Source organism: Enterococcus sp. E5-37 (genome assembly GCF_035726925.1).
GTDB classification, from domain to species: domain Bacteria; phylum Bacillota; class Bacilli; order Lactobacillales; family Enterococcaceae; genus Enterococcus_B; species Enterococcus_B faecium.
The window spans coordinates 16,002-42,691 of the sequence record NZ_JAPMLG010000002.1; the positions used below are offsets into that span (position 1 = coordinate 16,002).

At 38.1% G+C, this 26,690-nt stretch carries 24 protein-coding genes; 3 read left to right on the forward strand and 21 right to left on the reverse strand.

Annotation, left to right across the window (positions count from 1 at the left end; translation table 11 throughout):
• Nucleotides 1-7 precede the first annotated feature (7 nt).
• The 7 genes from OS138_RS01655 to OS138_RS01685 all read right to left on the reverse strand — a co-directional run bounded on the left by OS138_RS01655 (nt 8) and on the right by OS138_RS01685 (nt 6,743).
• Nucleotides 8-715, reverse strand: a complete 708-nt coding sequence (locus OS138_RS01655) for a zinc metallopeptidase (protein ID WP_002287139.1) — start codon at nt 713-715, stop codon at nt 8-10.
• A 78-nt stretch (nt 716-793) separates the two neighbouring features.
• Nucleotides 794-1,132 (reverse strand): zinc ribbon domain-containing protein YjdM, encoded by a 339-nt coding sequence (locus OS138_RS01660; protein WP_002287137.1) that lies wholly within the window; start codon nt 1,130-1,132, stop codon nt 794-796.
• A gap of 110 nt (nt 1,133-1,242) precedes the next feature.
• The gene (locus OS138_RS01665; protein WP_325069604.1) at nt 1,243-2,205 is read right to left on the reverse strand and encodes a DHH family phosphoesterase; all 963 of its coding nucleotides are present in this window, start codon (nt 2,203-2,205) and stop codon (nt 1,243-1,245) included.
• Between the two features lie 14 nt (nt 2,206-2,219).
• A complete protein-coding gene (locus OS138_RS01670) occupies nt 2,220-3,551 on the reverse strand; it encodes a DRTGG domain-containing protein (RefSeq protein WP_002287134.1) in 1,332 nt (443 codons plus the stop codon).
• Nucleotides 3,552-3,558: 7 nt separating this feature from the next.
• Nucleotides 3,559-4,239, reverse strand: coding sequence for a metal-dependent hydrolase (locus OS138_RS01675; RefSeq protein WP_002287133.1), 681 nt, complete (start codon nt 4,237-4,239; stop codon nt 3,559-3,561).
• 218 nt (nt 4,240-4,457) lie between these two features.
• Nucleotides 4,458-4,937, reverse strand: coding sequence for an aminoacyl-tRNA deacylase (locus OS138_RS01680; protein WP_002287132.1), 480 nt, complete (start codon nt 4,935-4,937; stop codon nt 4,458-4,460).
• 126 nt (nt 4,938-5,063) lie between these two features.
• Nucleotides 5,064-6,743: a ribonuclease J gene (locus OS138_RS01685; RefSeq protein WP_142652107.1), complete on the reverse strand. Its 1,680-nt coding sequence runs from the start codon at nt 6,741-6,743 to the stop codon at nt 5,064-5,066.
• 547 nt (nt 6,744-7,290) lie between these two features.
• On the opposite strand from OS138_RS01685, the gene OS138_RS01690 reads away from it, so the two are divergent.
• On the forward strand, nt 7,291-8,793 hold the full coding sequence (locus tag OS138_RS01690) for an ABC transporter permease (RefSeq protein WP_325069606.1): 1,503 nt from the start codon (nt 7,291-7,293) through the stop codon (nt 8,791-8,793).
• A gap of 12 nt (nt 8,794-8,805) precedes the next feature.
• Nucleotides 8,806-9,468: an ABC transporter ATP-binding protein gene (locus OS138_RS01695; RefSeq protein WP_002298949.1), complete on the forward strand. Its 663-nt coding sequence runs from the start codon at nt 8,806-8,808 to the stop codon at nt 9,466-9,468.
• Between the two features lie 99 nt (nt 9,469-9,567).
• Here the strand turns inward: OS138_RS01695 and OS138_RS01700 are convergent, their stop codons facing one another.
• The 14 genes from OS138_RS01700 to OS138_RS01765 form a co-directional block, all read right to left on the reverse strand.
• A complete protein-coding gene (locus OS138_RS01700) occupies nt 9,568-9,771 on the reverse strand; it encodes a CsbD family protein (RefSeq protein ID WP_002287127.1) in 204 nt (67 codons plus the stop codon).
• A 110-nt stretch (nt 9,772-9,881) separates the two neighbouring features.
• On the reverse strand, nt 9,882-11,066 hold the full coding sequence (iadA, locus tag OS138_RS01705; RefSeq protein ID WP_002287126.1) for a beta-aspartyl-peptidase: 1,185 nt from the start codon (nt 11,064-11,066) through the stop codon (nt 9,882-9,884).
• Nucleotides 11,067-11,223: 157 nt separating this feature from the next.
• The gene (gene yfcC, locus OS138_RS01710; RefSeq protein ID WP_002294022.1) at nt 11,224-12,963 is read right to left on the reverse strand and encodes a putative basic amino acid antiporter YfcC; all 1,740 of its coding nucleotides are present in this window, start codon (nt 12,961-12,963) and stop codon (nt 11,224-11,226) included.
• Nucleotides 12,964-13,734: 771 nt separating this feature from the next.
• A complete protein-coding gene (locus OS138_RS01715) occupies nt 13,735-14,349 on the reverse strand; it encodes an SIS domain-containing protein (protein ID WP_087626461.1) in 615 nt (204 codons plus the stop codon).
• Between the two features lie 606 nt (nt 14,350-14,955).
• Nucleotides 14,956-15,333 carry a hypothetical protein gene (locus OS138_RS01720; protein WP_087626460.1) on the reverse strand — a complete coding sequence of 126 codons (378 nt, stop codon included), beginning with the start codon at nt 15,331-15,333 and terminating at the stop codon, nt 14,956-14,958.
• A 299-nt stretch (nt 15,334-15,632) separates the two neighbouring features.
• On the reverse strand, nt 15,633-16,514 hold the full coding sequence (gene galU, locus OS138_RS01725) for a UTP--glucose-1-phosphate uridylyltransferase GalU (protein ID WP_002287122.1): 882 nt from the start codon (nt 16,512-16,514) through the stop codon (nt 15,633-15,635).
• 42 nt (nt 16,515-16,556) lie between these two features.
• On the reverse strand, nt 16,557-17,576 hold the full coding sequence (locus OS138_RS01730; RefSeq protein ID WP_038809857.1) for an NAD(P)H-dependent glycerol-3-phosphate dehydrogenase: 1,020 nt from the start codon (nt 17,574-17,576) through the stop codon (nt 16,557-16,559).
• Nucleotides 17,577-18,208: 632 nt separating this feature from the next.
• A complete protein-coding gene (locus tag OS138_RS01735; protein ID WP_127821280.1) occupies nt 18,209-19,213 on the reverse strand; it encodes an SIS domain-containing protein in 1,005 nt (334 codons plus the stop codon).
• A 12-nt stretch (nt 19,214-19,225) separates the two neighbouring features.
• Nucleotides 19,226-20,275, reverse strand: a complete 1,050-nt coding sequence (locus OS138_RS01740; protein WP_127821281.1) for an SIS domain-containing protein — start codon at nt 20,273-20,275, stop codon at nt 19,226-19,228.
• 16 nt (nt 20,276-20,291) lie between these two features.
• Nucleotides 20,292-21,113 (reverse strand): PTS system mannose/fructose/sorbose family transporter subunit IID, encoded by an 822-nt coding sequence (locus tag OS138_RS01745; RefSeq protein ID WP_002327235.1) that lies wholly within the window; start codon nt 21,111-21,113, stop codon nt 20,292-20,294.
• Nucleotides 21,100-21,879, reverse strand: coding sequence for a PTS mannose/fructose/sorbose/N-acetylgalactosamine transporter subunit IIC (locus OS138_RS01750; RefSeq protein ID WP_002299096.1), 780 nt, complete (start codon nt 21,877-21,879; stop codon nt 21,100-21,102). Before OS138_RS01750 ends, OS138_RS01745 begins: the two co-directional genes overlap by 14 nt.
• A gap of 16 nt (nt 21,880-21,895) precedes the next feature.
• The gene (locus OS138_RS01755) at nt 21,896-22,366 is read right to left on the reverse strand and encodes a PTS sugar transporter subunit IIB (protein ID WP_002287114.1); all 471 of its coding nucleotides are present in this window, start codon (nt 22,364-22,366) and stop codon (nt 21,896-21,898) included.
• A gap of 11 nt (nt 22,367-22,377) precedes the next feature.
• Nucleotides 22,378-22,797, reverse strand: a complete 420-nt coding sequence (locus OS138_RS01760; protein WP_127821283.1) for a PTS sugar transporter subunit IIA — start codon at nt 22,795-22,797, stop codon at nt 22,378-22,380.
• 79 nt (nt 22,798-22,876) lie between these two features.
• A complete protein-coding gene (locus OS138_RS01765) occupies nt 22,877-25,654 on the reverse strand; it encodes a sigma 54-interacting transcriptional regulator (protein WP_325069608.1) in 2,778 nt (925 codons plus the stop codon).
• Between the two features lie 190 nt (nt 25,655-25,844).
• Between OS138_RS01765 and OS138_RS01770 the strand changes: the two genes are divergently transcribed.
• Nucleotides 25,845-26,069: a hypothetical protein gene (locus OS138_RS01770; protein WP_002294014.1), complete on the forward strand. Its 225-nt coding sequence runs from the start codon at nt 25,845-25,847 to the stop codon at nt 26,067-26,069.
• Nucleotides 26,070-26,690 lie beyond the last annotated feature (621 nt).

Sequence of the window (26,690 nt, forward strand, 5' to 3'; positions counted from 1 at the left end):
CTTTATTTTAATCTCTTCGGTTACCGCCGAACAATAAGATCAAGCGCAACAGCTGCAGGAATGTCGAAAGTGCTGCTGCAACATAAGTCAGTGCTGCTGCAAATAATACGTGTCTTGCCATCGGTACTTCTTCTTCCGTCAGTAGTCCGCCTTCACTCAAAATTTGGATTGCTCGCCGAGACGCGTTAAATTCGACTGGTAATGTCACCAATTGGAACAGTAACGCTAAAGAAAAAGCGAAAATCCCGATATTGATTAACGTAGAGTTCCAGCTAAGCAATACACCTACCATAATCAATGGGAACGAAATCATCGAACCAAAGTTAGCTGCTGGAACAAGTGCTGCACGAATCTTCAATGGGACATAACCCGAAGCATCTTGCACCGCATGTCCGCATTCATGAGCTGCTACACCTATCGCAGCAACTGAAGTAGATTGTGCAGTTGCTTGAGACAAACTCAACATCTTATTACCTGAATTGTAGTTATCTGTGAGATCTCCGGCAATTTGTTGAACACCGACATTATTTATCTGTTGACTTTGTAATATATATTGTGCTGCTTGTGTACCAGTCACATTGTTTTTGCTTCTCACTTGATCGTATTTTCGGAAAGTACTATTGACGTACGCTGACGCAATTCCGGAAATAACTAATCCAAGAATGACCAAAAGAAATGTCGGATCTAAAAAACCATACATTCCATAACCATACATTGTCGTTTCACTCCTTTTCGTTTACTTTATTTTATCATTAGTAGTAGGAAAAGAATGTGAAAAGACCTTGAATATTCTTTAATTCTTTTTCACAAATTCCGATTTCAGTTTCATCGGTCCAAATCCTTCTACCTTGCAATCGATATTATGATCGCCTTCTACTAAACGGATGTTCTTGACTTTTGTTCCTTGTTTAATGGCACCTGACGCACCTTTTACTTTCAAGTCTTTAATCACTGTCACGCTATCGCCCTCTAACAGACGGTTTCCATTTGCATCTAATACCACTAATCCGTCTTCTATGACAGTTTCTTGTTCTTCTTTGTTCCATTCGTTCCCGCATTCTGGGCAAATCAACAAGCCTCGATCTTCATATGTGTACTCTGAGCCACATTCTGGGCAATTTGGTAATGTCATCTTCTTTCTCCTTTAAAATCTTTAGTGAGCACTATTGTAACGGAAAAAGAAGATCTTGAAAAGATACATTTGTGATTTTTACTACAAAAGGCACGTTTTCGAACGAAGTATCATTCTGTTTTTCTGCTCTTATACGATTGGCATATATCTTGGATCTCTTTATAGATTTCCTCTACTTCTGCTAAATCTTTTGCATTCGCACCACTTGCTAATGGATGGCCTCCTCCATGATGGCGTTTAGCCAATTCATTGATGATCGGCCCCTTAGAACGTAAGCGTACGCGGTAATACCCTGAAGGCTGCTGAACAAAAATCCCCCAAGCCAGCACTTCGTCAATCACTCCAGGAAGTGAAACGATCGAAGCTGTCTCTGAATCATCGATTCCATATTTATCAAGAATTTCTTGCGGAAGGATAATTCTTCCTGCACCATTTTCATCCACCTGGATATTTTGATAAAGATAACCAGAAAGTTTAGCGACTTTCATCGGCATTTGTTCAATCTCTCTGTTCAAAGCACTTGCATCAAATGGATAATTTCTCAATATCGAAGCAATCTCTAATGTACGGGACGTCGTGGAGGGATACAAAAAGCGCCCTGTATCTCCGACGATTCCTGCATAAAGTAACCGTGCAGCCTTAACGTTCATCTTTAAAGATTCAGGAAACATCAAAGCAAATTCTGCAATCATCTCACTACAGCTACTTGCTTTTGTATTTACCCACATAAGATCTCCATAAGGGTCATCATTGGGATGATGGTCGATTTTGATCAGTTTTTCTGCCAACTGATATCTTTGATCACTGATTCTGGGTGAATTAGCTGTATCAGTCACGATGACTAGCGCTCCTTGGTAGAAGACATCTTCAACTTCTTGCATTTCTGCTAAAAAGCGAAGCCCTTCAATCGTTTCACCTACTTGACGTATTTCTTTTTCTGGGAAACTTTCCCGTAATAGTTCGGCTAATCCTACTTGTGATCCTAATGCATCAGGATCAGGGCGCAAATGCCTGTGGATAATGATTTTATCGTATTTTTTTATTGTATCTACTATTTCTTGCTGTACTGTCATTTCACTCCTGCTTTCTAAGAACGTTCCATTACTTGACAAACAACGATTGCTTTGGAAACGATGGTGTTTTCAATAAACACTTCGATATCCAGTTTAGCGGAACGTCTGCCGATTTCCAATACACGTGGACGAATGTCTAATTCGCTTTCCAATTGGATCAGCCGCAAATAATGTAGGTTCACTTGTTCAATCAAGATATTTCGTTTTTGGTTCATCACCATTGTTTTTTGTGCGACATCAGAAATGATTTCGCTAAGTACGCCAAAAGAAATGGTTCCAACGCCATTGACCATTTGTGGTGCTACTACGAATTTGAACTTAGGGTTTTCCAAACGATTTCCTTCACGGTCAGTATCAATCGTATGGATATTTCCAGATATCTGATCCGAAATCGTATCTGCAATCTGCGGTTGTCGCTGGACAAGCTGCATCGCTTTCATTACATCTTGCCGGGTAATCAAGCCTTCCAATGTCAAGTCATCGGAAACGACCGGCATGACTTCTAGCCCATCCCAGATCATTTGATGGCTAACAGAGGCAATACTCATTGTTTTCTTTACACTGATTGGTTCTTTCGTCATCACCCGATCGATGATCTGGTTTGGCGATTTCCCTAAAACATCTTTTGCCGTAACAATCCCCATCAAACGATGATGGCGGTTGACGACTGGAAAACGCGAATGCTGCGTTTCTTCTGACAAACGCTGATAATCAGAAATCGTATCTGTCTGCTGCAAATAATGAGTCTTTTCAGCTGGCATATAGATATCACTGACAAGCATGATATCTTTTTTGATCAATTGGTCGCTTAACGCTCGGTTGATCATGGTTGCGACTGTAAATGTATCATAAGAGGTGCGTAAGATCGGCATTTCAAGATCATCAGCTAGCTTTGCAATCTCAGCAGTCGTATTGAATCCTCCTGTGATCAATACTGCGGCGCCATCTTCCAATGCTAATTTTTGGACTTCCGCCCGGTTGCCGACGATCATTAGTGATCCTGGCGTAATATAGCGTTCCATGGCATGTTTAGTCATCGCGCCGATGACGAATTTATTCAAGACCTTGTCTAATCCTGCCGCCCCGCCTAAAACGTCCCCTTCAATGATCCTGACGACCTCGCCAAATGTCAAACGTTCAATATGTTTTTTTAATTTGCGTTCGATACGGATGGTCCCTACTCGTTGAATTGTTGAAACTAGTCCGACATTTTCCGCATCTTTGATTGCACGGTACGCTGTTCCTTCACTGACATTCAATTCTTTTGCGATGCTTCTTACAGAAATTCGATTGCCAACAGGTAAACTTTCAATATATTCTAAAATCAAATCATGTTTTGTCGCCATTTTCTGCCTACACTTCCAGCGTTTCCGAGACGCTCATTATTTTTCCTTCACTATCTTCCAGTAACTCTACAAAAGATTCGGGATCTTGTTCAATGACAGGGAAAGTATTGTAATGGATTGGAACTACTTTCTTGGCACGAATTGTTTGCGCAGCCTTTGCTGCATCTTCTGGCCCCATCGTATAGTTATCGCCAATCGGCAAGAAAGCGACATCAATATCGAATTCTTCTGCAAGCAATCCTAGATCACTGAAATAAGCAGTATCCCCTGCATGATAAATCGTTTTTCCTTCTGCTTGAATAATAATTCCGCTAGGCTCGCCCATATACTGAACGATACCGTCTACTTCATAGCTTGAGCTATGCTGTGCATGTACGAATTTTACCACGCCGAATGGAAACGCATGTTTTCCACCGATATTCATACCGAATGAATCTACTCCTCTGCTGTTCGCATAATCAGCAATCTCAACAATACTGATAATTGTGGCTTGATTTTCTTTTGCAATAGGAATCATATCTCCTATGTGGTCACTATGACCATGAGTAATCAGCAACCAATCTGTCTTTACTTCTTCTGCAGTTAAGTCTGTCAATGGATTTCCTGTAATAAACGGGTCAATCATCACGCGTTGGCCATTTTCCATTTCAATTGTTAAACAGGAATGTCCATGATACGTAATTTTCATATTTTACACCTCGCGTTTTCTCTGTATCTTTTTTATTAAAAACGATTTCATCACTTGCACATCAATGAAAAAATATAGCTGCTAAATATATTTTCATTGGATTGATAGTACAGTATGTACAAAGCAATTGTAACAGATAATACAGGATGCACCAAGTACCAAGCAGATATAATCTCAAGTTTGAGGTCTCTGCTTTGCTTAGCTTCTCTTCTCGTCCCTTAACTAATTAAATCAGCGTAAATAGGATGGACGATCTTTTCTAAATCGGCTACTTTTATCCGAAGGCTTCTCCCGATTTCACCGCTTGACACAATTACTTCTTCTTTTTCTTTTAAAGAACTGTCTGCTAAAAAACAATAATCAGGATGTGCGAGTTTTATTCCAATAGGGGTGTTTGCTCCGTGGGGATATCCTGTATGCATTAATACAAAATCCATTCCAGGAAAACCAACTTTACGATCTTTTGTCACTTGTCTCGTTTTTTTGTAATCTAAGTGATCGTTCAAAGGAATCAATGCGATGATCACCCCAGTTTTGTTTCCTTTCACTACGAGAGTTTTACATATCAAAGCTGGATCAATCCCTCTTTTTTGTAGTTCTTCTGTGAAAGATTCTTCTACCACATGACTAAAATCAAGTGGTTGATAGCTGATCTTTTGTTCTTCTAAATAACGTTCGACTTTTGTTTGACTCATCATTGATTCACTCCCTTTATTCTATCGTTTATTATAAAGCGAGGGATGCTGTATTCAAAAATTATTTGTTTTTCGCAAAAAAAGAGCAAGACGAGCACTCTATAGAGAGGTTCATCTTACTCTTTTTGTTTATTTTTTATTTCGACGTTGAGTAGCTTCCATAATGACTGGCAAGATCACTGGGCGGCGTTTTGTTTGTTCAAATAAGTAACGGCCTAATTGATCTCGGATGTCTTGCTTTAATTTGCTCCACTCAAAATCATTGCTTTCTAAATGTTTCTCAACGATTGCTTCAATCATATTGCTGCTTTCTTTCATCAGATCACGGCTAGCTTTTACGTAAACGAATCCCCGTGAAGTAATTTGAGGTTTTGAAATGATTTTCTTTTCTCGCCGACTGATAGTGACAACCGCTACGAAAATCCCGTCTTCTGACAAGATTTTTCGATCACGTAAAACAATGTTTCCGATATCACCTATGCCTAATCCATCAATCATTACATTTTCTGCACTTGTAGTTCCTGCAACACTCATACGCTTGTTCTTATATTCCAGCACGTCTCCGCGTCCAGTAATATAGATATTTTTGTATGGCATCCCTACTGCATGAGCCAAATCTGCATGAGCAGCTAATTCACGATACTCTCCTTGAACTGGCACAAAATATGTTGGTTTCATCAAATTGATCATTAATTGCAAGTCATTAGGATTGGCATGACCAGAAACGCGCATATTCTCAGAGATCAACTTCACTGTTCCACCAGCTCGATAAATGATATCTTCCGTTTTCGCCACGATGGTTTCCATCGCGATGCTTGGCGTAGTAGTGATATAAACCAAATCTCCTTCTTCAATCTTGACATTACGGTGTGTACCGTTTGCCATTTTTTGCAGAGACTTGATGGGTTCACCCATTCGGCCAGTTTCTAAAATGATCAGTTCTTCTGGATCATAGTTTTTCATGTCTTTCAACGTAACAAGCAGATCTTCACTTGGTAATTGAAGTTTTTCTAAACGCATCGCTGTGCGAATAATTCGTTCGAAATCTTGACCAGTCAAGACAACTTTTCGTTGTGCTTTTTCTGCTGCATCCAATACTTGTTGCACTCGTTGCAAATTACTTGCTACACAAGCGACGATGATACGCCCTTCCCAATATTTGATCGTATCAAATACTTCATCTGCTATTTGGGCTTCAGAAGCTACAGGCTGAGGATTTTCTGCATTTGCCGATTCACTTAGTAAGGCTAAGACTCCTTCTTTGCCGATTTCCGCCAATCGTGCATAATCTGTTTGATACATTGGGATAGCCGTTTGGTCAAATTTAAAATCTCCCGTATAAACGATACTACCTTCTTTTGTTTTCAGATTGATCCCCACTGAATCTGGTATCGTATGAGTGGTACGGAAAAAGCTCACTACTGTTTCACCAAAGTCGATTTCTGTATGCTCATCTACCACATGGAAATCCTTAAATCCTTTGGCTGCTTCATTACGACTGACATTCAATTTTGCTAACTCGATCGTCAACTCTGTCCCGAATACTGGTACAGAAATTTTTGACAACAAGTAAGGAAGTGCCCCGATCGCATCTGCATGTCCATGTGTTAAAAAGACACCAGCTACACGATCAATGTTTTCTTCTAAATACGTAAAATCAGGGATTACGACGTCGATCCCCAACAACTCATTTTCAGGATATTTTAGCCCACAATCTAAAATAAAAATATCCTCGCCCACTTCTGCGACATACATGTTTTTTCCATTTTCACGAACGCCGCCTAATGGGATAATTTTAATGGTACTCACAAACTTCACCTCTTCTTATGACATCCAAGTTTAAAGATGTCGATTTTCTTCTTTATCTAAATATATGAGCCATTCCAATGAAGCATATGCAAAATTACTATTTCTCAACTTATGGAGAATCAGCAGGAAAATTACCATCACATCCGCGTTCTAACAGTTGGATGGGCATTTTATTTTGGATATACTTCTTTAACAAAATGGATCTTTTGCGAAACGCTATAGCCAGAATACTTATATAAGTATTCAGCTGTTCCCCATTATTATACAACAAATAAACTAAATCGCTAGTATCAGCAATTGTTAGAACAACTATGCACGTAAAAATCCCTCTGTAGCATCTAGGATTTCTTTTGCTATTCCTCTTTCATTTCTTCTTCGTCGGTTTGAAACATACTTTTTTCATTTTACCACATTTTTTGCAATAACTATAGTGACTTTTGATATATACAGAACCTCATGTTGATGGTGTGCAAACAGCATAAGATTTAAGTTAGCTTTAAGATAGGTTATCTATTATCAAATGCATCTACTAGGAGGGATGCAAAATATGAATTTTATGAAACGTGCATGGAAAAGTACAAAAGTAAAATGGGGACGTTCATTGTTATTGTTTGCCGTGTTCACAGCCATTCTTATTTTTGTGCTAGCTGGCCTTACGATTCGAAGCGCTGCAGAAGAAGCAGCGAATCAAGCACAAAAAGAAGTTGGAGCAACAGTGACTTTAAGTGCCAATCGAGAAGCTTCATTTAAAAAACAGGAACAAACTTCTTCAAGCGGTTCTACCACTGAAGAACGTCCAGATCCAGGCAGTTTTTCTCTTACACCAGTTTCCTTAACGGACGCGGAAAAAATAGCTGAATTAGATAATGTAAAGAGTTATTCCTTTGAAAGTTCCGCCTCAGCTATGGCAAAAGATGGAATAACTGCCATCACTAGTTCTGATTCAAGTGAAGACAGTTCAGAAACTACCGATGCAGGCGGTGAACCTGCCGGAGGAATGGGCGGGAATCCGCAAATGACTCAAGCAGACTTTCAAATCAGTGGTGTGTCAGCAACTGCACAAAATAGTAATTTTTCTGATGGAACAGCAAAAATCACGGATGGTGAAGGAATAGATGACAGCGACAAAGGCACAAACAATGTAGTCATTGATTCTACTCTAGCAGAAACAAATGACCTGGCAGTCGGAGATACTTTCACAATCACGAGTACTGAAGATGAAGATACCACTTATGAAATGACGATCAAAGGAATTTATGAATCCAGCGAAACAAGCAGCAGTATGGGTATGAAATTCAACTTCATGAATCCGTCGAATACACTTTACACTTCTTACACTTTTGCAAATGAACTAAATGGGACATCTGACGATAACACGATAGATTCTGCTGTTTACACTCTATCTGATCCAGATAAAATGGATGAGTTTCTCAAAGAAGCTGAGAAGCTGATCGACACAGATACATTTAGCTTACAATCAAATGATTCCATGTATCAGTCAATGTTGGAACCTTTAAACAACGTGGCAAGTTTTTCTAAAAATGTTGTTTTACTAGTGGCTGTAGCCGGTATTATCATACTTACTCTGATCATTATGATTACCATTCGGGAGCGTCGGCATGAGTTAGGCGTCTTGCTATCTTTAGGAGAATCCAGAAGTAAAATCATTCTCCAATTGTTTACCGAAGTGGCTATTTGTATGATTCTTGCATTAGGAGTTGCTTCGATTAGCGGAAACGTCGTCGCGAATGCCGTGGGACAGCAGCTACTTGACCAACAGACAGAAACCACGACACAAAACCAGCAAGCTCCTGGCGGTGGACAAATGCCAGGTAACAGACAAGAACAAGGCGGTCAACGCGGTGGTCAACAAGGAACCCCGAATAATCCATTTGCTGTTTCTGATCAAGTCAGCGAATTGGAAATCAATGTCAAACCTGCACAATTGGGACTATTAGCCGGAGTAGCATTTGGAATCAGTCTGTTTTCTGTCTTTTTAGCTTCTATAGGGGTATTAAGATTAAACCCAAGAAAAATCCTATTAAACTAAAGGAGGAATTTGATGTTACGGACAGAACAATTGGGATTTTGGTATCAAGATCCGCAAGATGCGCTTTACAAAGATGTAGAACTGAATTTCGAAGCTGGAAAAATGTACGCTATTTTAGGAGCAAGTGGTTCTGGAAAAACGACTTTTCTTTCGCTTATTTCTGGACTAGATACACCAAAAGAAGGAAAGGTATACTATCAAGATCGTTCACTGAACAAAATCGGGTTAAGAAGTTATCGTAAAAATGATGTCTCGATTATTTTCCAAGCTTACAACTTGCTTCCTTATTTATCGGCTCTAGACAACGTCATAGCAGCAATGGAAATCACTAAGACCAAGCAAGAGAATTATCGACAAGTTGCTTTAGATCGACTGGCTCGTGTAGGAATTGATGAAATATTAGCAAAAAAACAGGTGACCAAACTTTCGGGAGGTCAGCAGCAGCGAGTCGCTATCGTTCGTGCTATCTGCTGCGAACATCAACTAATCGTAGCGGATGAGCCTACTGGAAATCTAGATGAAACAACTTCACAAGATATCGTCAAACTTTTCCAAGAAATCGCCCATGAACAAAATCGCTGTATTATCATCGTGACTCATGAGATTGAAGTAGCAAAAAGCTGTGATGAAGTCTTTGAACTAAAAAATAAAAAATTTCAAAAAATCGAAGTTTAAAAAACAGGATAATGATCAAATAAAAAATCCGAAGCATATCTGCGAGACAGATATGCTTCGGATTTCTATTTGCTTGATTCAATTAGTAATAAGTGGTTTTTATTTTTTTTCGTCTTTTCGAGAAAACTTGTCTTTGACTTCGTCGCCTAAATTTCGAGCTTTTTCTTTGATGTCAGCACCTAGTGATTGTGCTTTTCCTTCTGTTTCTTTGCTCTTGTCGTCTGTTGCTTTGCCGTATGCTTCTTTTCCTTCACCGACTACTTTATCTTTCATATCTTTAGAACGTCCTTTTAAATCTGCCATTGTGCTTCCTCCTCTTAGTTTGTTTATTGATCTACCTTCAGGGTAACATCAACAACAGATACAGACAAACAGAACGCTCGTTTTCTAAAAAAGATAGTTAGAGCTGTTGATTAAAAACTTTTTTCGAAAGTCCCCCATACTTTGACTTCTTTTTCTTGGACCATTATTTCTCCTTTAGCGATAACTGTATCAATATCAAGCGTTTCTTTATCCAAGATACACAGATCTGCATCAGCACCAATTTCGATTTTTCCTTTTTTATCCAATTTCAATATACGTGCTGGGTTACTGGTTATAGCTCGTAAGGCGATTTCCAAAGGGATACTTTCTTTTTGCACAGCTTCTTTGATCCCTACTAGCAATGCCTTGGCACTTCCTACTCCTAACCCTAGGAAATGATTGTTTTCATCAAAATAAGGCAAGCTTCCTTGTCCATCTGAGGTCATCGTGAAATTATCTAAAGAAACATCTTCCTCGATCAATCGTTTCAGTGCTTTGCTGAAGCGAACTTCACCATCTGTCTTCTCCCAAAAATCAGGATCTTCGCTAGCAGTGAAGTCAATCGTGCCACCACGTTTGGCAAATGCCACGCAAGCTTCAAATAATTCTGGTGTGCGATTTGCATGAGTAGGCAAAAATTGTGTGATCGGAATTTCTGTTTCTTCTACGATTCGTGTCAATAGCTCTAGCTTTCTTTTTCCTCCGCCTAAGTGGACATTGATGATCCCAGCTTTTCCGGATAACATGCCTCCTACACGAGCATCTGCTACTGCACGAGCGAACTCTTCAAAACTTGGCTGAGAAGAACGGTGATCGGATACTGCGATTTCTCCGATTCCGATAATTTTATCAATTGTCAAAAAGTCTTTGATGATAGAATCTGTTACTGTTTTTACCGGCAATCGGTACGAACCTTCGTATACATAAGTGGAGATTCCTTCTGCTTCCAGACCTTTCGCTTTGCTGATCAACGCAGTCATATCTCTACCTTCTCCGTCTGTTCCCAAACAACCGACAACTGTCGTTACACCAGCTGTAGTCAATTGGCTCAATGTGACTTCTGGCGTTCGATTTTGATAGCCGCCTTCTCCTCCTCCACCTAAAATATGGAAATGACAGTCAATGAAACCCGGGGTTAGTACTTTTCCCTCACCTGAAAGTTCTTCTACTTCCACTCCTTCGTAGCCGCCTTCTAGCTGTTCTTCTACAGCCAAAATCTTCCCACCGGCAATCAGTACATCCATTTTTCCTAAGTAATCTGGTGCAAACACTTCAATTTGTCGAATGATTTTCATACATTTTTCCTCTTTCTTTAAGTATAACTGATGATAGGATCTTAAAAAATAATCCAAACGATAGAATCTTTACTCCTTTGATTTTTACCGTAAAATGACGGTTCTTGGAGTCCTTATCTACTGTTTGGATTACTTTTTTATTTACAGGTCTCCAGTACTACTGCAGACCTATTGCAATGGCAATCATGATGAAAATAGTTCCTAAAACAAACAGGAATCCTTGCATCTTGATTTGGAATCTTGCCCATTTTGCCCATTCGATCCGTGCAACACCTAGCACACCAATCAAGCTGGCTGATACGGGTGTAAAAGCGTCCATAAAACCTGAACCAAGCTGATAAGCAAGAACTGCTACTTGTCTGGATACACCTACTAAATCTGCCAGTGGAGCCATGATTGGCATAGTCAAAGCTGCTTGTCCTGAATTTGATGTAACAACCAAGTTGAACAAACTTTGGAAGATGTACATCGCCCAAGCACCAATGACAGCTGGAACACCGGTCAACGCCGTCCCGATCCCATGCAAAATCGTATTCAAAGCTGAAGGAACAGATGCATCAGATCCTCCCAAGACAAGAAGAATCCCTTTGGCCATACCTACTACGATTGCTGTACCAGCTAAATCAGCTGCACCAGATTGGAAAGAAGAAGCGATGTCATTGACTTTCATTCCATCTAATTTGAAAAGAACAGCAATGATTCCAGCAACTAATCCCATCACAAAGAATTGAGAAGCGATTTCTGGAATGTAATAGCCTTTTTGAGTCACGCCCCAAACGATCCAGACAAGGACAACTAACATCTCTAATAAGATCAGTTTATGCCCAAGCATGAATTTTTTATTTTCATCAGATGTCTTTTTGATATGAGAACGGAAATAATCATCTGATTTGTAAGTCAACGAACTTTCTGGTTTTTTACGGATTTTTTCTGCATATATCATCATATAACCAGCGGCTAATGCAGTAACAACTACCCACATAATCAATCGGAATGTCGCACCAGACAACACGGGGATTCCAGCAATCCCTTGAGCCACCGCTACGCTAAACGGGCTCATCCAAGAGGTCGCATTTCCGACTTGAGATGCGACATAAGTCACGGTTACTGCTACGATCGAGTCATATCCTAACGCAATGACAAATGGAACCATCACCATTGAGAATGGAATTACCTCTTCTGCCATCCCGAATGTAGCGCCACCGAATGAAAAAGCAAAGAATAATAGCGGTAAAGCTAAACGCTCCAGTCCCTTAGTTTTACTGATAAACGCATAGATACCTGCGTCGATCGCTCCGGTACGCATAATAATACCAAAAGCACCTCCAACAACAAGGATCAATGCAGCGATCCCTACAGCAGATCCATACTTATCTCCAGATACTAGTCCTTCAAAAACAAAATTTAAGAAACCAAAGCCGCCAAAATCATCTGTTCCCCATATTTTGGCTGTTTTATGCAATTTTTTAGAAGTATCATAGATATTTTCGCCGTACTGATCGTAAAGCACATCATCTGTCAAGGAGATTTCATCTAGTTTTTCCTGCGTAAGATTTTTTTCTCCGTCAGCAATGACTTTTTCCAATCCTTTTTCCGGAACATCCAGTTTTTCACGTTCTGCTGGATGATCTTGCAGTTCTTCTAATTGATCAAACACATACGACTTATCCAGCTCGTAAGCATAACGGAAGGAATCTTGACGTAAAACAGTACGAGTACTTGTTTCGCCATTTGCATCTTTGTATTCAATATCTTGCGTGCTGAACTTTCCTGCTGGAACGACAAAAGTCAGTATCCATGCAAAGATGACTACACCAAAAATAATGACATACGTATGCGGTGTCGATAATTTAGTGAAGTCGCGTTTCGGTTTTCCTGAAGAATTTGTTTTCTTCAAATTTATTTCTTCCTTTCTTTTTTCAGTAATTTTGATGAATAAAAAATGGATAATCAAATGAATTATACAGTAAAAATGACATTTCCACATGAATAATTTATTAGAAAATCACTTTTTTCTATTTTGCTTTTTTCTCCTATGTATGATTATTTTTTTCTCTTTCCATTTATATTAAGTATTTTATTTCTCTGTTTTTCCTTAAAATTCTTTTTTTATTTTTAGATTAGAGAAAATCTCGTCCTTTTTTTTTCATTTTACAATCATTGAAAAATTGAATTTCATTGCAAAAAAAATAATAAACACTTATAAATATCCATTATCTATCCTTCAATTTTTGTGTATTTTCTTTCTATTAGAAAAAGGTATCCTGTTGGACAATTTTGTTATATCAGGTAAACTTCATTGCAATAATGATAACAAATGTACTATAATTACTTTGTAAAGAGTTTTGGGGAAGACTCTTTCATCAACGTGTATTAAGAGACAAGAAAGAATCCATATGGATTCTTTCTTGTCTCTTTTTCCACTACTTTTTATTTTTCTGACACTACATATTCTTATAACTCATTTCTCATAACTGTGAAACAACTTATAAAAATAACAAACTTTAAACAAAACAAGCTTAAAATCAAAGATGATCCATCTTAAAATAACTAAAATAAAAAAAGTAGTCGTTGTTAATCCTCATTAATAATCGTTTTCTTTTTTTCAAACGCTCCATTTTTATGTGGAACATTATTTTTTTAAGGAACTTTGTCAACATGTGGATAACTATTTTCCACTTGTGTCCTGGATTAGCTGTTTTGCTGTAAAATACAAAACTTGCTGCAGCAAAAAGATCGTTGCAAGAGAGGCTGTTCCGCAGATCGCTGGATCTAGATTTGGCAAAGTCAAGACTGCATCATGTAAATTGGCGTGGTTGTCCAAAACCAAATCAGCAAATTCAAATAATCGCAAACCACTGCTATGTTGCGATTTGATACTTCGTGACAAATCAAATCCAGTAACAATGATTAATGGATGACCATTTTCTTTGATCCACTGAGCTAGTTCGATGATTGCCGGGTTTCTTCCTTCATTCGAAAGAAGAAGAAAAATGTCTTCTGATTTGACAGAAAGCTGATCAATAATTGCCTGTCCTGCACCTTCTAGCGTTTCATAGACACCTCCGGCTGGATTTTCAATCAATATACTTGGTACAAGATCCGGGGTTTGATCCCAAAATTCAAATGCTACACCACTTAGTGTGCGGCTAGCATATATCTGCAATCTACCACCTTGATTAATTTGTTTCGCGATCCAAGTGCCAGCTTGAAGCATCAGCGGCTCTTCTATCCTTAATTTCTCTTCCAATTGGTGATAATAGTCAAAATAACATAAACTCATTTATCTCTCCCGCCTAGCTATACTTGACATGAATAGAAACAGCTGCCTAATCTAAGGAAGTACATAAAAAAACAGTAGTTAGACAGTAACACATGTGGTCTTTGCTGTTTCAAACACAAAAAAGGCATTGAACGAATACGCCCAATACCTTGACATAGCAAATAAAACAACGTGCAGACCATGGAAAATATCTACATAGGGGTAGAATTTTCACCCTAGATTAGGTACAATAAATTAGGTCGATGCACTGCATTGACTATGGCAAAATGATCGGTCAGGATGTATGTGTGTGACTGGTCATTCCCTGATTCTTAGCGCCAACTAAGGGTCAGGGAGCCTTTTTTTATTCAGCTGTTTCTATCTGAATTTATTGTAAGTAATCTCTTATCCAAGTGCAAGCACGAAAATACAAAAAAACATTGGTATGATTTATATATATAAAAATAACATAAAAAAAGGAATGGCTTATCCCGATACAACAAGCATTCCTTAAAAAAAGATTCTTTTATATAAGTGAAAAAAGCTTTTTTTCACCAATTAAATAAATCTCTCATCTCAATAGTTTATCCATTATTTTATCTTTTTTTTGCGTATACCTACTAAATATTACCGTCTTCTTCTCGTTCTTCTACTTTGTTCGAGAGAATCTGTACTAGAAAAAGTAGTTGTATGTTTACCTTTTCTGCCTATCCGAGACTTTCTTTTCATATATGGGATATAAATGATTAGATACAGTACAGCAAAAAATAAAGCAAATACGCAAGCTTCCCAACTACCTAACGCCAATTCAACCATCAAGGTAGCAACCGCAACGGATGCTGCATACCAGATAAAAATCAGAAACGTTTCTTTTTTTCTGACCATGCGAAACATGATAAATAGACTAATAAGCAATAGTGGCAACACAAATATCCAATTGCTTCCTTCCATCAGCCACTTGAGTATATCAAGCAGCGACTGTGCAACAGCGACTAATTTTCCCATAGTGAACACACACCTTTTTTTATAATTAAAAAATTCGCCTTTTTATTCTACTATGAATCTTCTGGCTTGGCTTTCATTTCTCTTATGTAATCATTTTCTTTTATACAACTTAAAAAAAAATTAAACCATTAGCAGAATATTTTCTGAATCTATTCACGAAAGTCTTTTTCTATCTTTCGTTTTCCACGACTCAACTGATCTAGAGTCAAAAAACTAAAACGACAGTTGCGCAAATGACGCACAAGCTGCCGCTTTAATAACAAATAGCCTTTCATTTTCAGCAGGCCACTTATTTCCAGTTAACTTTCTGTTCTTAGCTTTTTACTCAACTGGATAATATATGCACTTAATGAAGTCCCAATTTCCGAATGTTGAAGTCCATATTCAATATTTGTCTTCATATATCCTAACTTATCGCCTACGTCGTATCTTTTTCCTTTAAACTCTCTCGCATAGACCGCCTCTGTCTGGTTAAGAGTCTGAAGTGCATCCGTTAGCTGTATCTCGTTTCCTGCTCCTGGTTCTTGAGTTTCTAATATCTCAAATATTTTAGGAGTCAGTAGATAACGTCCGATAATGGCTAAATTACTTGGTGCTTTTCCCATTTCAGGTTTTTCTACAAACCCTTTTACTCTGCAACGACCCTTTTCGCTATCTGTTTTAGGATCAATAATTCCGTATTTAGATGTTTCATTTTCTGGTACACGCATGACGGCAACAGCGGAAGCTTGTGTTTCTTCATAATCCATCATCAATTGTTGAGTCAATGGGATATCATCTTTCATCAAATCATCCCCCAGCATGACGACAAACGGTTCATTTCCTATAAATGCTTTTGCTTGAAGCACGGCATCCCCCAGTCCTCTTGGATGAGATTGACGGATGAAGTGAAGATTGACTTGAGTCGTTTCTTCAACTAAAGCGAGTAATTCTGTTTTTTCCTTTTCCCGCAAATTGTTTTCCAATTCGATATTTGCATCAAAGTGATCTTCAATGGGTCTTTTTTCTTTTCCCGTTACGATCAAGATATCTTCGATTCCCGAATCCAATGCTTCTTCCACAATAAACTGGATCGTTGGTTTATCCACGATTGGAAGCATTTCTTTTGCCATGGCTTTTGTTGCCGGCAAAAAACGTGTTCCTAGCCCAGCGGCAGGAATGACTGCTTTTTTGACCTTCACTTGCTGTTCCTCCTAAACGACGATTAACTATTGATCATCTATTTAACGAAGAGAAAATTCATTCTCCATTTTTCCGTCACGTAACATGATTTCTTTTGCTGCTTTTTTGATATCTTCTCCATTATACAAAACATTATAGATTGTTTGAGTAATTGGCATCTCAACACCTAGCTGTTGAGCTAGCTCTACTGCTGCTTTTGTCGTTGCCACACCCTCAACGACCATTCCCATGTTTTCTAGAACTTCTTCCAGCTTATGTCCCTGTCCTAACAAGTTACCGGCACGCCAATTGCGAGAATGAACACTTGTACAAGTAACGATCAAGTCCCCCACACCACTCAAACCGATAAATGTCAGAGGATTGGCACCCATCGCGACACCAAGACGGCTGATTTCTGCCAATCCTCGAGTCATGATTGCTGCTTTTGCATCATCTCCGAATCCTAATCCATGGATAGCGCCGGCACCAATTGCAATGATATTTTTTAATGCTGCGCCAGTTTCTACACCAATCACATCATTATTTGTATAAATCCTGAAATAATCATTCATGAATAATTCTTGTACATAAGCAGCTGCTTTTTGATCAATACTTGCAGCTGTAATTGTTGTGATATCATGTACTGCCACTTCCTCAGCATGGCTAGGACCAGATAATACAACAATTGCCTGTCTTTTTTCTTCTGGAATTTCTTCAGCCAAAACTTCTGAGATCCGTTTATGCGTATCTTGTTCTAGGCCTTTACTTGCATGGATAATGACGGGCTTAGTATTCATTTTACCAATAAGTTCCTGTGCGACTGAACGAATCGCTTTTGTTGGAACAACAAATAAAATAGCATCTGCGTTATCCACTGCTTCTGCCAATTCTTTATATCCGATAATCGATTCTGGGATCGTCAAATCAGGTAAAAAATGCTGATTTGTATGATACTTATTGATTTCATCAATCTGTTCAGGTACATTTCCCCAAATACGGACATCATGCCCGTTTTCTGCCAATGTTTGTGCTAAAGCAGTGCCCCAAGATCCAGGACCAAGAACTGCGATTTTTTGTTTCATGGATATTCCTCCAAATAAATAATTGATAATTTCCATTATAGTATACATTTCTTAAAGTTGGGACTAATTTCCATTGTTTTTAAGTGTTTGTTTACTTCTTTTATCGTTTTTACTTGAAATAATCAATGATATGTTACAATAGTCTACATTTTATTTTTACACTCGTTATGCTTTGCTTGTTCCTAAGAGGAAGCAGTTTTGACAATGTTACTACCAGCATTACTATTAGGAGGTTAGGAAACTTCTCCTAGTGAGTATTGATTTAAAATACATAAGAGACAGATTGAACATTTCTAAATCTGTCAGGTCCTGCAACGGACAGATTGTCTCTGTTGACGGTTGACATAGGAACTTTTGTTTTAGTCAACATTCTGGATACAAAACGCTATGTAAACTGGCGCAACTCGTTGTACTTGGACTTTTACTACGGATCCATGCAACAACAAAATAGTACTATTGCATAACAAAAAATGGTTGGCACCCACATGTCCCATTAAACAGATTATAAGTTGAACTGTAGATAATGCAAAAAATGTGTTTTATAACGTAATTGATGCCAATATTTTAAAAAAATAAAGGGAGCAGTTATCGCTGCTCTCTTTATTTTTTATATTCTTTTTATCCAGTCTATCCTAATAATCAAACTGACGATAGTAGCGGCGTATCTCTAATGGATGGCAGTTCAACTGCTCCACATGAGCATCGATGCGTTGTGTCACTACATGCATCAATAAGAAAGACAAAACACGTCCGCGATATTTTTCACTGATACCTTCTACTGGATAGTCTTTTGTGTCTATCAATGTATAATTGCTGCAAATTTTTGGCAAAAGTTTAGCCACACGTTCAGATAACACTCTCTGTTCATCTTCGCCTAAAAATAATGTGACTGGGGTTGTTTCTTCTACGATCTCTAACGTCCCGTGAAGAAACTCGGCAGCATGGATAGATTTCGATGGAAGCCAGCTTTGTTCTTCCCAGTAACACATGGCATATGAATAAACAGCTCCCCATTGATTCCCTGCTCCGATAAAATAATGCATGCTATCACGTCGATGTTTTTCTGCAAATAATAAGCCAAATGCATCTGCTTTTTTCTCTGCTTCCACTAACCCTGTTGGTAAATAACGTTCGAGCTGTTCATAGTATTCTGAATAATCTTCGAATTCTCCATTCAAATACATCAATCGATCTGCTGCCATAAAAAATTTGATTTGTTCTGTTCCAGGAGCTGGATAAGTGACCACAAAATCGCATAGCTGAGACAACTTACTGTTCGCTTTATCGATAAATCCAATCAGTGTCGCTCCTACTTTCTTGATTTCTTCTACTGCTTTCACTACTTCTTGAGTTGTACCGGTAACAGAGGACAAAATAACGATAGAATCTTTTGTTAATCTTTTGTTTCCAGTAGTGTAATATTCTGCAGCATGCTGTACAAAGACAGGCAAGTTGCTTTTCCCATTCATATAAGTGACAGCTTGCATCGAGGAAGCATACGTTCCACCGATTCCTAGATAATAGACAGCGTCAAATTTTTCCGCATAAAGTTTATCGATGATTTCTTCTACTTGCGGACGTAAAGCTAGTGCGCCTTTTATTGCTTTGATTTGTTCTTCTTCATTGAATTTCAGCATGATTTCCACCTCTTATAATTTACTTTTCAAGACTGTATCAAAGTCTTCAAAAATCTTTTTGTTCAAGTCAATACCTTTAGCTACTGCGGTTTTATAAGCGAATAGTTGAAACGGAACGACAAGCGCTAATACAGACAGATATTCATCACATTCTATTGCTAATCCAAGTGTTTTCTCGTTTCTTGCTTTTTTTGTGGTAATGGTGAGAGTCTCTCCAACGTACCGACTCATATATCTTTGCAACTTTTGCGAACGTTCCTTATTTACACTTTCCCCTTCAATAAAGAATAGCAAATGCGAAGCATCTGCCTCCAGGTATGGGCCGTGCATATAAGCTTCTAACTCAAATCCTTGTGACGGAACGCGGATTGTTTCAGTCAATTTCGTCTCTGCTTCTTTAGCTGTTCCCCAGTTTGGGCCATATCCAATGGTGACGAAACGCTGTGCTAAACGAAATAAACTTTGATATCCATCAAAAAATTCTTCCGTTTTTTGAATAATCGCTGGTAAATGGTTGATTATTTTGTGCAACTGTTGCATGTAGTCTTGTTCTATTTTTTTGCTGATTTTATTTTTACTTATTCCAATTCCTATCCCTAAGAGTAGTAACTGTAAAACAGTCGCAGAATAGCCTTTTGTAACGAAGCCTACTGATTCTACCCCGGCACCTAAATCAATAATTTGTGCAGCTTCTAAAGCAAGTGGACTTTGCACGTCATTTGTGATAGCAACAACAGGTAACCCTTGTTTTTGTATCATTTTTACTGCTTCAACAGTAGAAGCACTTTTCCCGCTTTGTGACACAGCAATCACAGTATCGATTGAAGGAGAAAGTTTTCCATAATGGGTAAAATAAAAAGGTTCTTGAATATCGACAGTAAGATCACCATAAGATTCCAATGCTGGCTTCGCTGCTAAACAAGCGTTATAAGATGAACCCGTTGCTAAGATCAGTAAATTCACTGTTTTTTTCATATGTTCTCTTGTCGAAAAATCATTCTTTTTCAAGATCGTACTTAGTACTTCCTTTTCTTCATAGATATAATCTTGCATCGTAAACATTTTCTCTGCTCCTTTTTTAAAAAATCCCTATCCACGAACCAAAAATTCCAAAGAAAGCTAGTCCGATCAAGATCGTTAATGGTTTCATTTCTTTCTTCAATAGATAAAACACTATGCCAAATGCTCCAAGACATAAGATATTTGGAACGATATCATCAAAAATACTTTGAACAGTCACAGCATTTTCTCCTGAACCGATTTTTAAAGGAATATTGATGGTGATCATCGTGGCAGTCATTGCTCCAACGACCATCAGCCCAATAATAGACGCGCCTAATGTCAAACTTTCCATCATACCGTTTGCCTGGATCTTTTTCAAAAAACCCGTTCCTAAGCGATATCCCCAACCTGTTGCTAGATAGCGAAACAGAATGTGCGGAATATTGAAAATCAAAATGAACAAGATAGGGCCTAAAATATTTCCTTGCATGGCTAAAGAGGTACCCACACCTGTGGCAATCAATCGCAAAGTTCCCCAAAAGAAAGAATCTCCTAACCCTGCAAGAGGTCCCATCAAAGATGTTTTGATACTATCGATCGCGGTCACATCAAATTCAGGATCATCCTTATTTTCTTCCTCCATTGCAGCCGTGATTCCTAAAATCAGTGTAACGATATGTGGGGTCGTGTTGAAAAACTCTAGATGCCGTTTCAAAGCTGCTGCCATTTCTTCTTTCGACTGATATAACTTTTTCAAAATCGGAATCATTGCATAAACATAAGCCATATTCATCTGACGTTCATAATTCCAAGAAAACTCCATTTGAAAAGAACGCCAAAATACGTGATTTAGCTCTTTTTTCGTTATTTTGCTGTTTTTGATCTCAGAATTCTTCATCTTCTTCTACCTCCCCTGCAGTTGTTTGAAGTGGCAGTTGACGAACATTCATAATATTGACTACCACAACTGCTAAAATCGCACCAAAAATAGCTACTCCGGTCACAGGAATCTCTAAGTAAGAAGCTATAGCAAAACCTAAGAAAAAATATGGTGCAACTTGTTTGTTGATCAGCAAACGAGCAAGCATCGCAAAACCAAGAGCTGGAATCAACCCTGTAGCTACTGACAACCCCTTTTGAACGAAGTCAGGAATCATATTTAATAGATTTCCGATCGTATTGCTTCCCACCATATAAGAAACCATTACCACAACACCAAGCATCAAGGAAAGACCGATACCGGCAAGCAAATGCATATGCTCAACTCCTTTATAATTTCCTTCTTCTGCATAACTGTCTGCTTTGTGGTTCATAATTGGAATCAAAAGCCCTAAGTAAATATTTTTCAATATCAATGTCAACGTAGCAATCGGCAACCCTAGTAAAAGCGCGGTTTCTGTACCGGCTCCAGCTGTAATAGCAAAAGCCGTCCCTAAAATCCCACCGGTCACAACATCAGGTGGAATCGAAGCACCTACTGAGAACGATCCGATAAATGCTAACTCTAAAGTTGCGCCCATAATGATCCCAGTTTTTACATCACCTAACACGATTCCTGTAAACAGCCCCGTCACAATCGGACGAGAAAGCAACGATGTCCCTAGTGCATATTCTGATTGTGCGACAAATGCAACAATTCCTAATAAGACTGCTTGTACAATCATTGAGGTTCTTCCTTTCTTACAAAACTTCCCTTACATCCACTTTTTTATCTGCTGGTACTTGACGGATCTCTACTTCTATTTGTTTGTCAATCAATCGTTTCAATCGTTCCTCCTCTTCTGGTAAAATATTTACCGCTTTTCCGATGCTGCGAGTACCAGGTTTTGCCTTGATCCCTCCTAAGTTGATGGTTTTGATTTCTGGATACGCTTCTGCCAGCTTATATGCATCCTCAATCGATTCCACTACGATGAATAACTTATATTTATCTGTCACCCCGCTTTTCAACGCGGCAATCGAGTCATCAATTGATTTGATCACTAGTTTGACTCCTTGTGGCTTGGCTAATTTGATCGTTGTCTTTCGTATCTCATTCGTAGGTACATCATCATTAGCAATCAAAATACAGTCTGCGCCTATTGTTTGTGTCCATGAAAAAGCTACTTGTCCGTGTAATAACCGATGGTCGACTCTTGTCAATACAATCATTTTTCTTCCTCCTAAAATTCGTCTTCTTCTATTTTCTGATGGAGCCGCTCGTTACAAAACTGGATCATTTTTTTTGAATCAGTTAGCACCTGCTGGATCAAAACAGTTGTCTCTACTTCAGCGTCCAACTGAGATACTAGCTCAATCAATAGTGGCAAATTCAATCCGGCAACGAGATAGACATGATCCTGATTGATATATTGTAAGAATTCGTTGTTGACACTTCCGCCAAAAAGATCCGTCAGAACAATGATTTCTTTATCTTTGTACCTCATAAAAAGCTGGCTTACTGTTTCCGCTAAATCAAAATTCTCATCAGTATAGCAATCCAATACAGTAATAGAATGATTTTTCCCATAGATCAGCTCTAATGAATCTAATATTCCTGAAGCAAATTTTCCATGGGAAGCTAAGATAATTTCTCTATCCACTTTTTCATCTCCTCTTTTCACTTACACATACTAATAAGCAAGTTGCATGCCAAAATTAGTGGCAACAACTTGCTTATGTTCAAAATTCTTCTTCTGTTGAGAGAAACTCTGTATCTTCACTCAAAATATCATAGATATAGGCAATCTCAGAATTGGGGATCATGACACTATAGTGCTCTTCAATGACACTAAAAGCAGATTTAATAGCAGATAACCCTTCTTTTTGACACTGCTTCCATTTCTCTAATCCTTGATAGGTTTCGATTGGCATTTGTCGGATCAATCGTTCAATGAGACAGCTCACATGGACATACAACGCTAATTTTTTGGGATTGCTGATGCTTCGATTCAACTGCACCTCTAATTCTCTCATAAAATGATCGATTTCTCCCATCACCTTCTCTGTATCTAGAATAGTCACGGAATCCAGTACTTTTTCCAATGAAAAATTACGAATGATGCGCTGATTGAATATTTCCTTCTCTGAAGCATTCATAGTAGTGTCCAACCATTCAGCTAGTACAGACATCTTTTCCCCCGAGATGAGGTCTTCTAATGAAAGATAGTTGATATTGGTGATATCAGGATCTGTGGTGCCAATCATTCCTACGACTTCGTATATGGAAAATAATGGGTCACTGTTTTTCTTATCTTTTAATTGCTGATATTCATATGGGATGATTTTCAACTGACAAGCCGTAGGTAAGCTTTTTTCTAGCAGTTCACTTAAGTGAACCGCCGTACCGATTCCAGTGAAGCAAGTAGTAATGAGTGCTTTGGGTTTGTTTTCCTCTGGATAGAGCAGTCGCCATTCTGGCTGGATCTGTCGAACAGTCTCTTCTGCTATCTCTTCTAATGATACATTTTTTTGCAGGCATTCCCCTACTGTGATTGCTAAAGGTGTCGTCACATTATTCAAAATCAAAAGCGGTACGGATAACTGTTTTTTAAAAAACTGATGGATTTCTTTCAGAGATCCCATGTCTACTAATATGATCAATCCATTTGAAACATCGCTGTTTTCGCAATAATCAAGGATTTCTGAAGCAATCTGCTGTGGTGTGACATCTAGTGGCATATCAAATGATTCAAATAGATCCTCTTGTAATAAACGATTTACTACATTTGCCATACTGCTAGCAGTTGCATAACCGTGAGCAGCAATCATCGCTTTTGGCAGTCGTTTTTCTTTTGACCATTTCGCTTTTTTTAGATAGATCGTCAGTAAAATCCGATCCATACTTGTGTCTTCAATATCTAATTTGATCTTACTTAATTCCAGAATTCGTTGGACATAGTGATAACTAGATGGATAAGACTGAGAAACTTGTTGTTCTAATTCTTTGATTAGTTGGATAATATCATGTTCTTCCGGTAACCATTTGATAGTGCTTCGCTGATAGAGATAGTAACTCAAGGCATAGACACTGTTTCCATCGAATTTGATTTGATAGGCAGTTTCCATTTGTCGAAAGGTCTCTCGGATAGATTGTGTCCAATAAACCAGCAGCTCGTGTTTTTCTTGTCTACTGGTCTCAAACAGCAAAAAATCAAATAATTGAATCACTTCTTGCTTTAATTTTCCTTCGCAAGAATATAGCAGACAGTTATTTTTCTTGAAATCAAGTAGGATTTGCTCAAAACTTTTAACGATTCGTTGCTGTTCAGGCTGTTGCTTCTCCATTAATTGCTCTAAGGTCTGGTCTTGCGTAATATAGATTCCTTGCTGTGCTGTATTTTTAGTAATAGGCTGCGCAAGTAGTTCTTTTTGCAAATGATGGATCGTGACATGGATTTCAGGCTGTTCACGCTGTTCAGCATATGCTTTTGCTGCTGAAACTTTGACGATATTTTTCAGCTCTCCTATGTTTCCGGATAATTTCTGACTTGTTAAAAGTGACAAAGCTGGTCCACTGACTGACAAAGGGCTCCCCATTTTTCTTTGTTCTTCGAGAAAAAAAGAGTAAATCAGTTCTAGCCGTTCATTACGACTACGCTGATTAAGTGCAGGTAGTTCGATTCGGATAGGTATTCTTCGAATGAAAGTTGTTAAGAAATGACTAGTAATCTCTTCAGTCGTAGCAAAAAAGAGACGTGTTTTGATCCGGCGTGACAAATTAGGTTCTCCCATACGATAAATCACACCTTGATCAAGATAGGTGAACAGTTTTTCCTGACCTTCTGGTGTTAAGCGATGTACCTCGTCTAAAAACAAGATCCCACCATCTGCTGCTTCAAAAGCCCCTTTTTTATTTTCTTCTGCACCAGTGTACGCTCCCTTAACATGTCCAAACAAATTGCTAGTCAAAAGTTCAGGATTATCTGCATATTGTGCACAATTAAAAGTGATGAATGGTGCAGAATCTTCTAGCAGATCATGAAGCAGACAATACTGATAGACCAAATTAACTAAATAACTTTTACCTGTGCCACTTTCGCCTGTAATCAAAAGTGGTAATCCGCCATCTGGATAGTAAAGAGTTGTTTTGATTTGTTCGATACTTTCTTTCAAACTGGCGTCGTATCCGATCATAAAAGAGAATAAGTCTTTTGGTTGCGCGAAAAAAGGCTGTTCCTCTTTGAGATCATCGATAGAAAAATAAAAATTCGTGCGTAACTTAAAAAATTGTTTTTCAAAAGCTTCTTTGTGGAAATAAATCACTGGTCGAGAATTGATTTTGACTAGTAGTTGCTCATCATTTAACTGGTTCAAATAATGACTGACTGTGTTTCTTTTTACCCCAAAATGATCAGCTAACCTTTGTGCTGTAAAGACCTCGTTCATATGTTCTAAATCGAAAAAGGCTGTCTGGTTCTCTAAGTAACATAAAATTTCCTTCTTCAACAACTTATTCACCCCTCCTCCATCATAGAAAACGGATTCATTTTGTCAATAAAATCTTTAATAAAGAATTGAAAAATATATCTTATTATAGACAGCAGCCTACTTATCCCTTATAATTTTTATTCTAAAAAACGTACAGTTCCTTCCAGTTTTTATACTGGAATTTCAACATATGAAAGAATAAGGAGGCTATGACTATTCAATGAAATCGGATAAATATAAAAACAGGAAACATACTTCCTGGAAAACTTTTCGAGAAATCATCGGATCTTATCTCGCTGTAGTTGTATTTTTGCCTTTGCTTTATATGGCTATGACAGAACAAACTCGTTTTATTGGCGTAGATACGCAATATATAGCCGAAACAGGATTTTTATTCATCTTTATCTTGATTTTTGCGTTCTATAAATCCTTCCATACAAAATAAGATTCACAGATTTCAACTTTCCTGTCTGTTTTTAGCTATTACAAATCCTTATATGTGGTATAACAACAATTTATTGGCATAATGAGGAAAAACGAGTTATGATGCTTTCAGAGAGTAAAGAGGTACTGTTGTCACCATTCTTTTTATTGATTACGTACACCACTCTTAGTTTTTTCCCATTGATTACGAAAACAAGGTAGAAACATTGATGTTCCTACCTTGTTTTCTTTTTTTATTTTCAGATCAAAATCTCAAGTAGCTTTTGACTTGATGTCGGGAGGTTGTCTTCGTTCCATCAAACCTGATAGAATCTGCGCCAAACCATAGTTTTCTCCACTATTATTTATTCCTCTAAGATAGTACCCACAATAAACGAATAAATATTTTTCTCATTTTCATACTCCTTCTTTGAAAATCAATTAGATTTCTCTCAACCCACTTTTTTACAAAAATTACGTAGCAAAAAAGATTGCAAGAACAAATTAAAAAAGAAGTAAATAGAGTTTCATCTATAAACATTTACTTGATATATTTTTTATGCAGAATTCATTTATAGAAAAATTAAGTAAAATAGACGTTCCTATGAATGAAGAGACTGGCATGTTTTCTCATTTTCTTTTT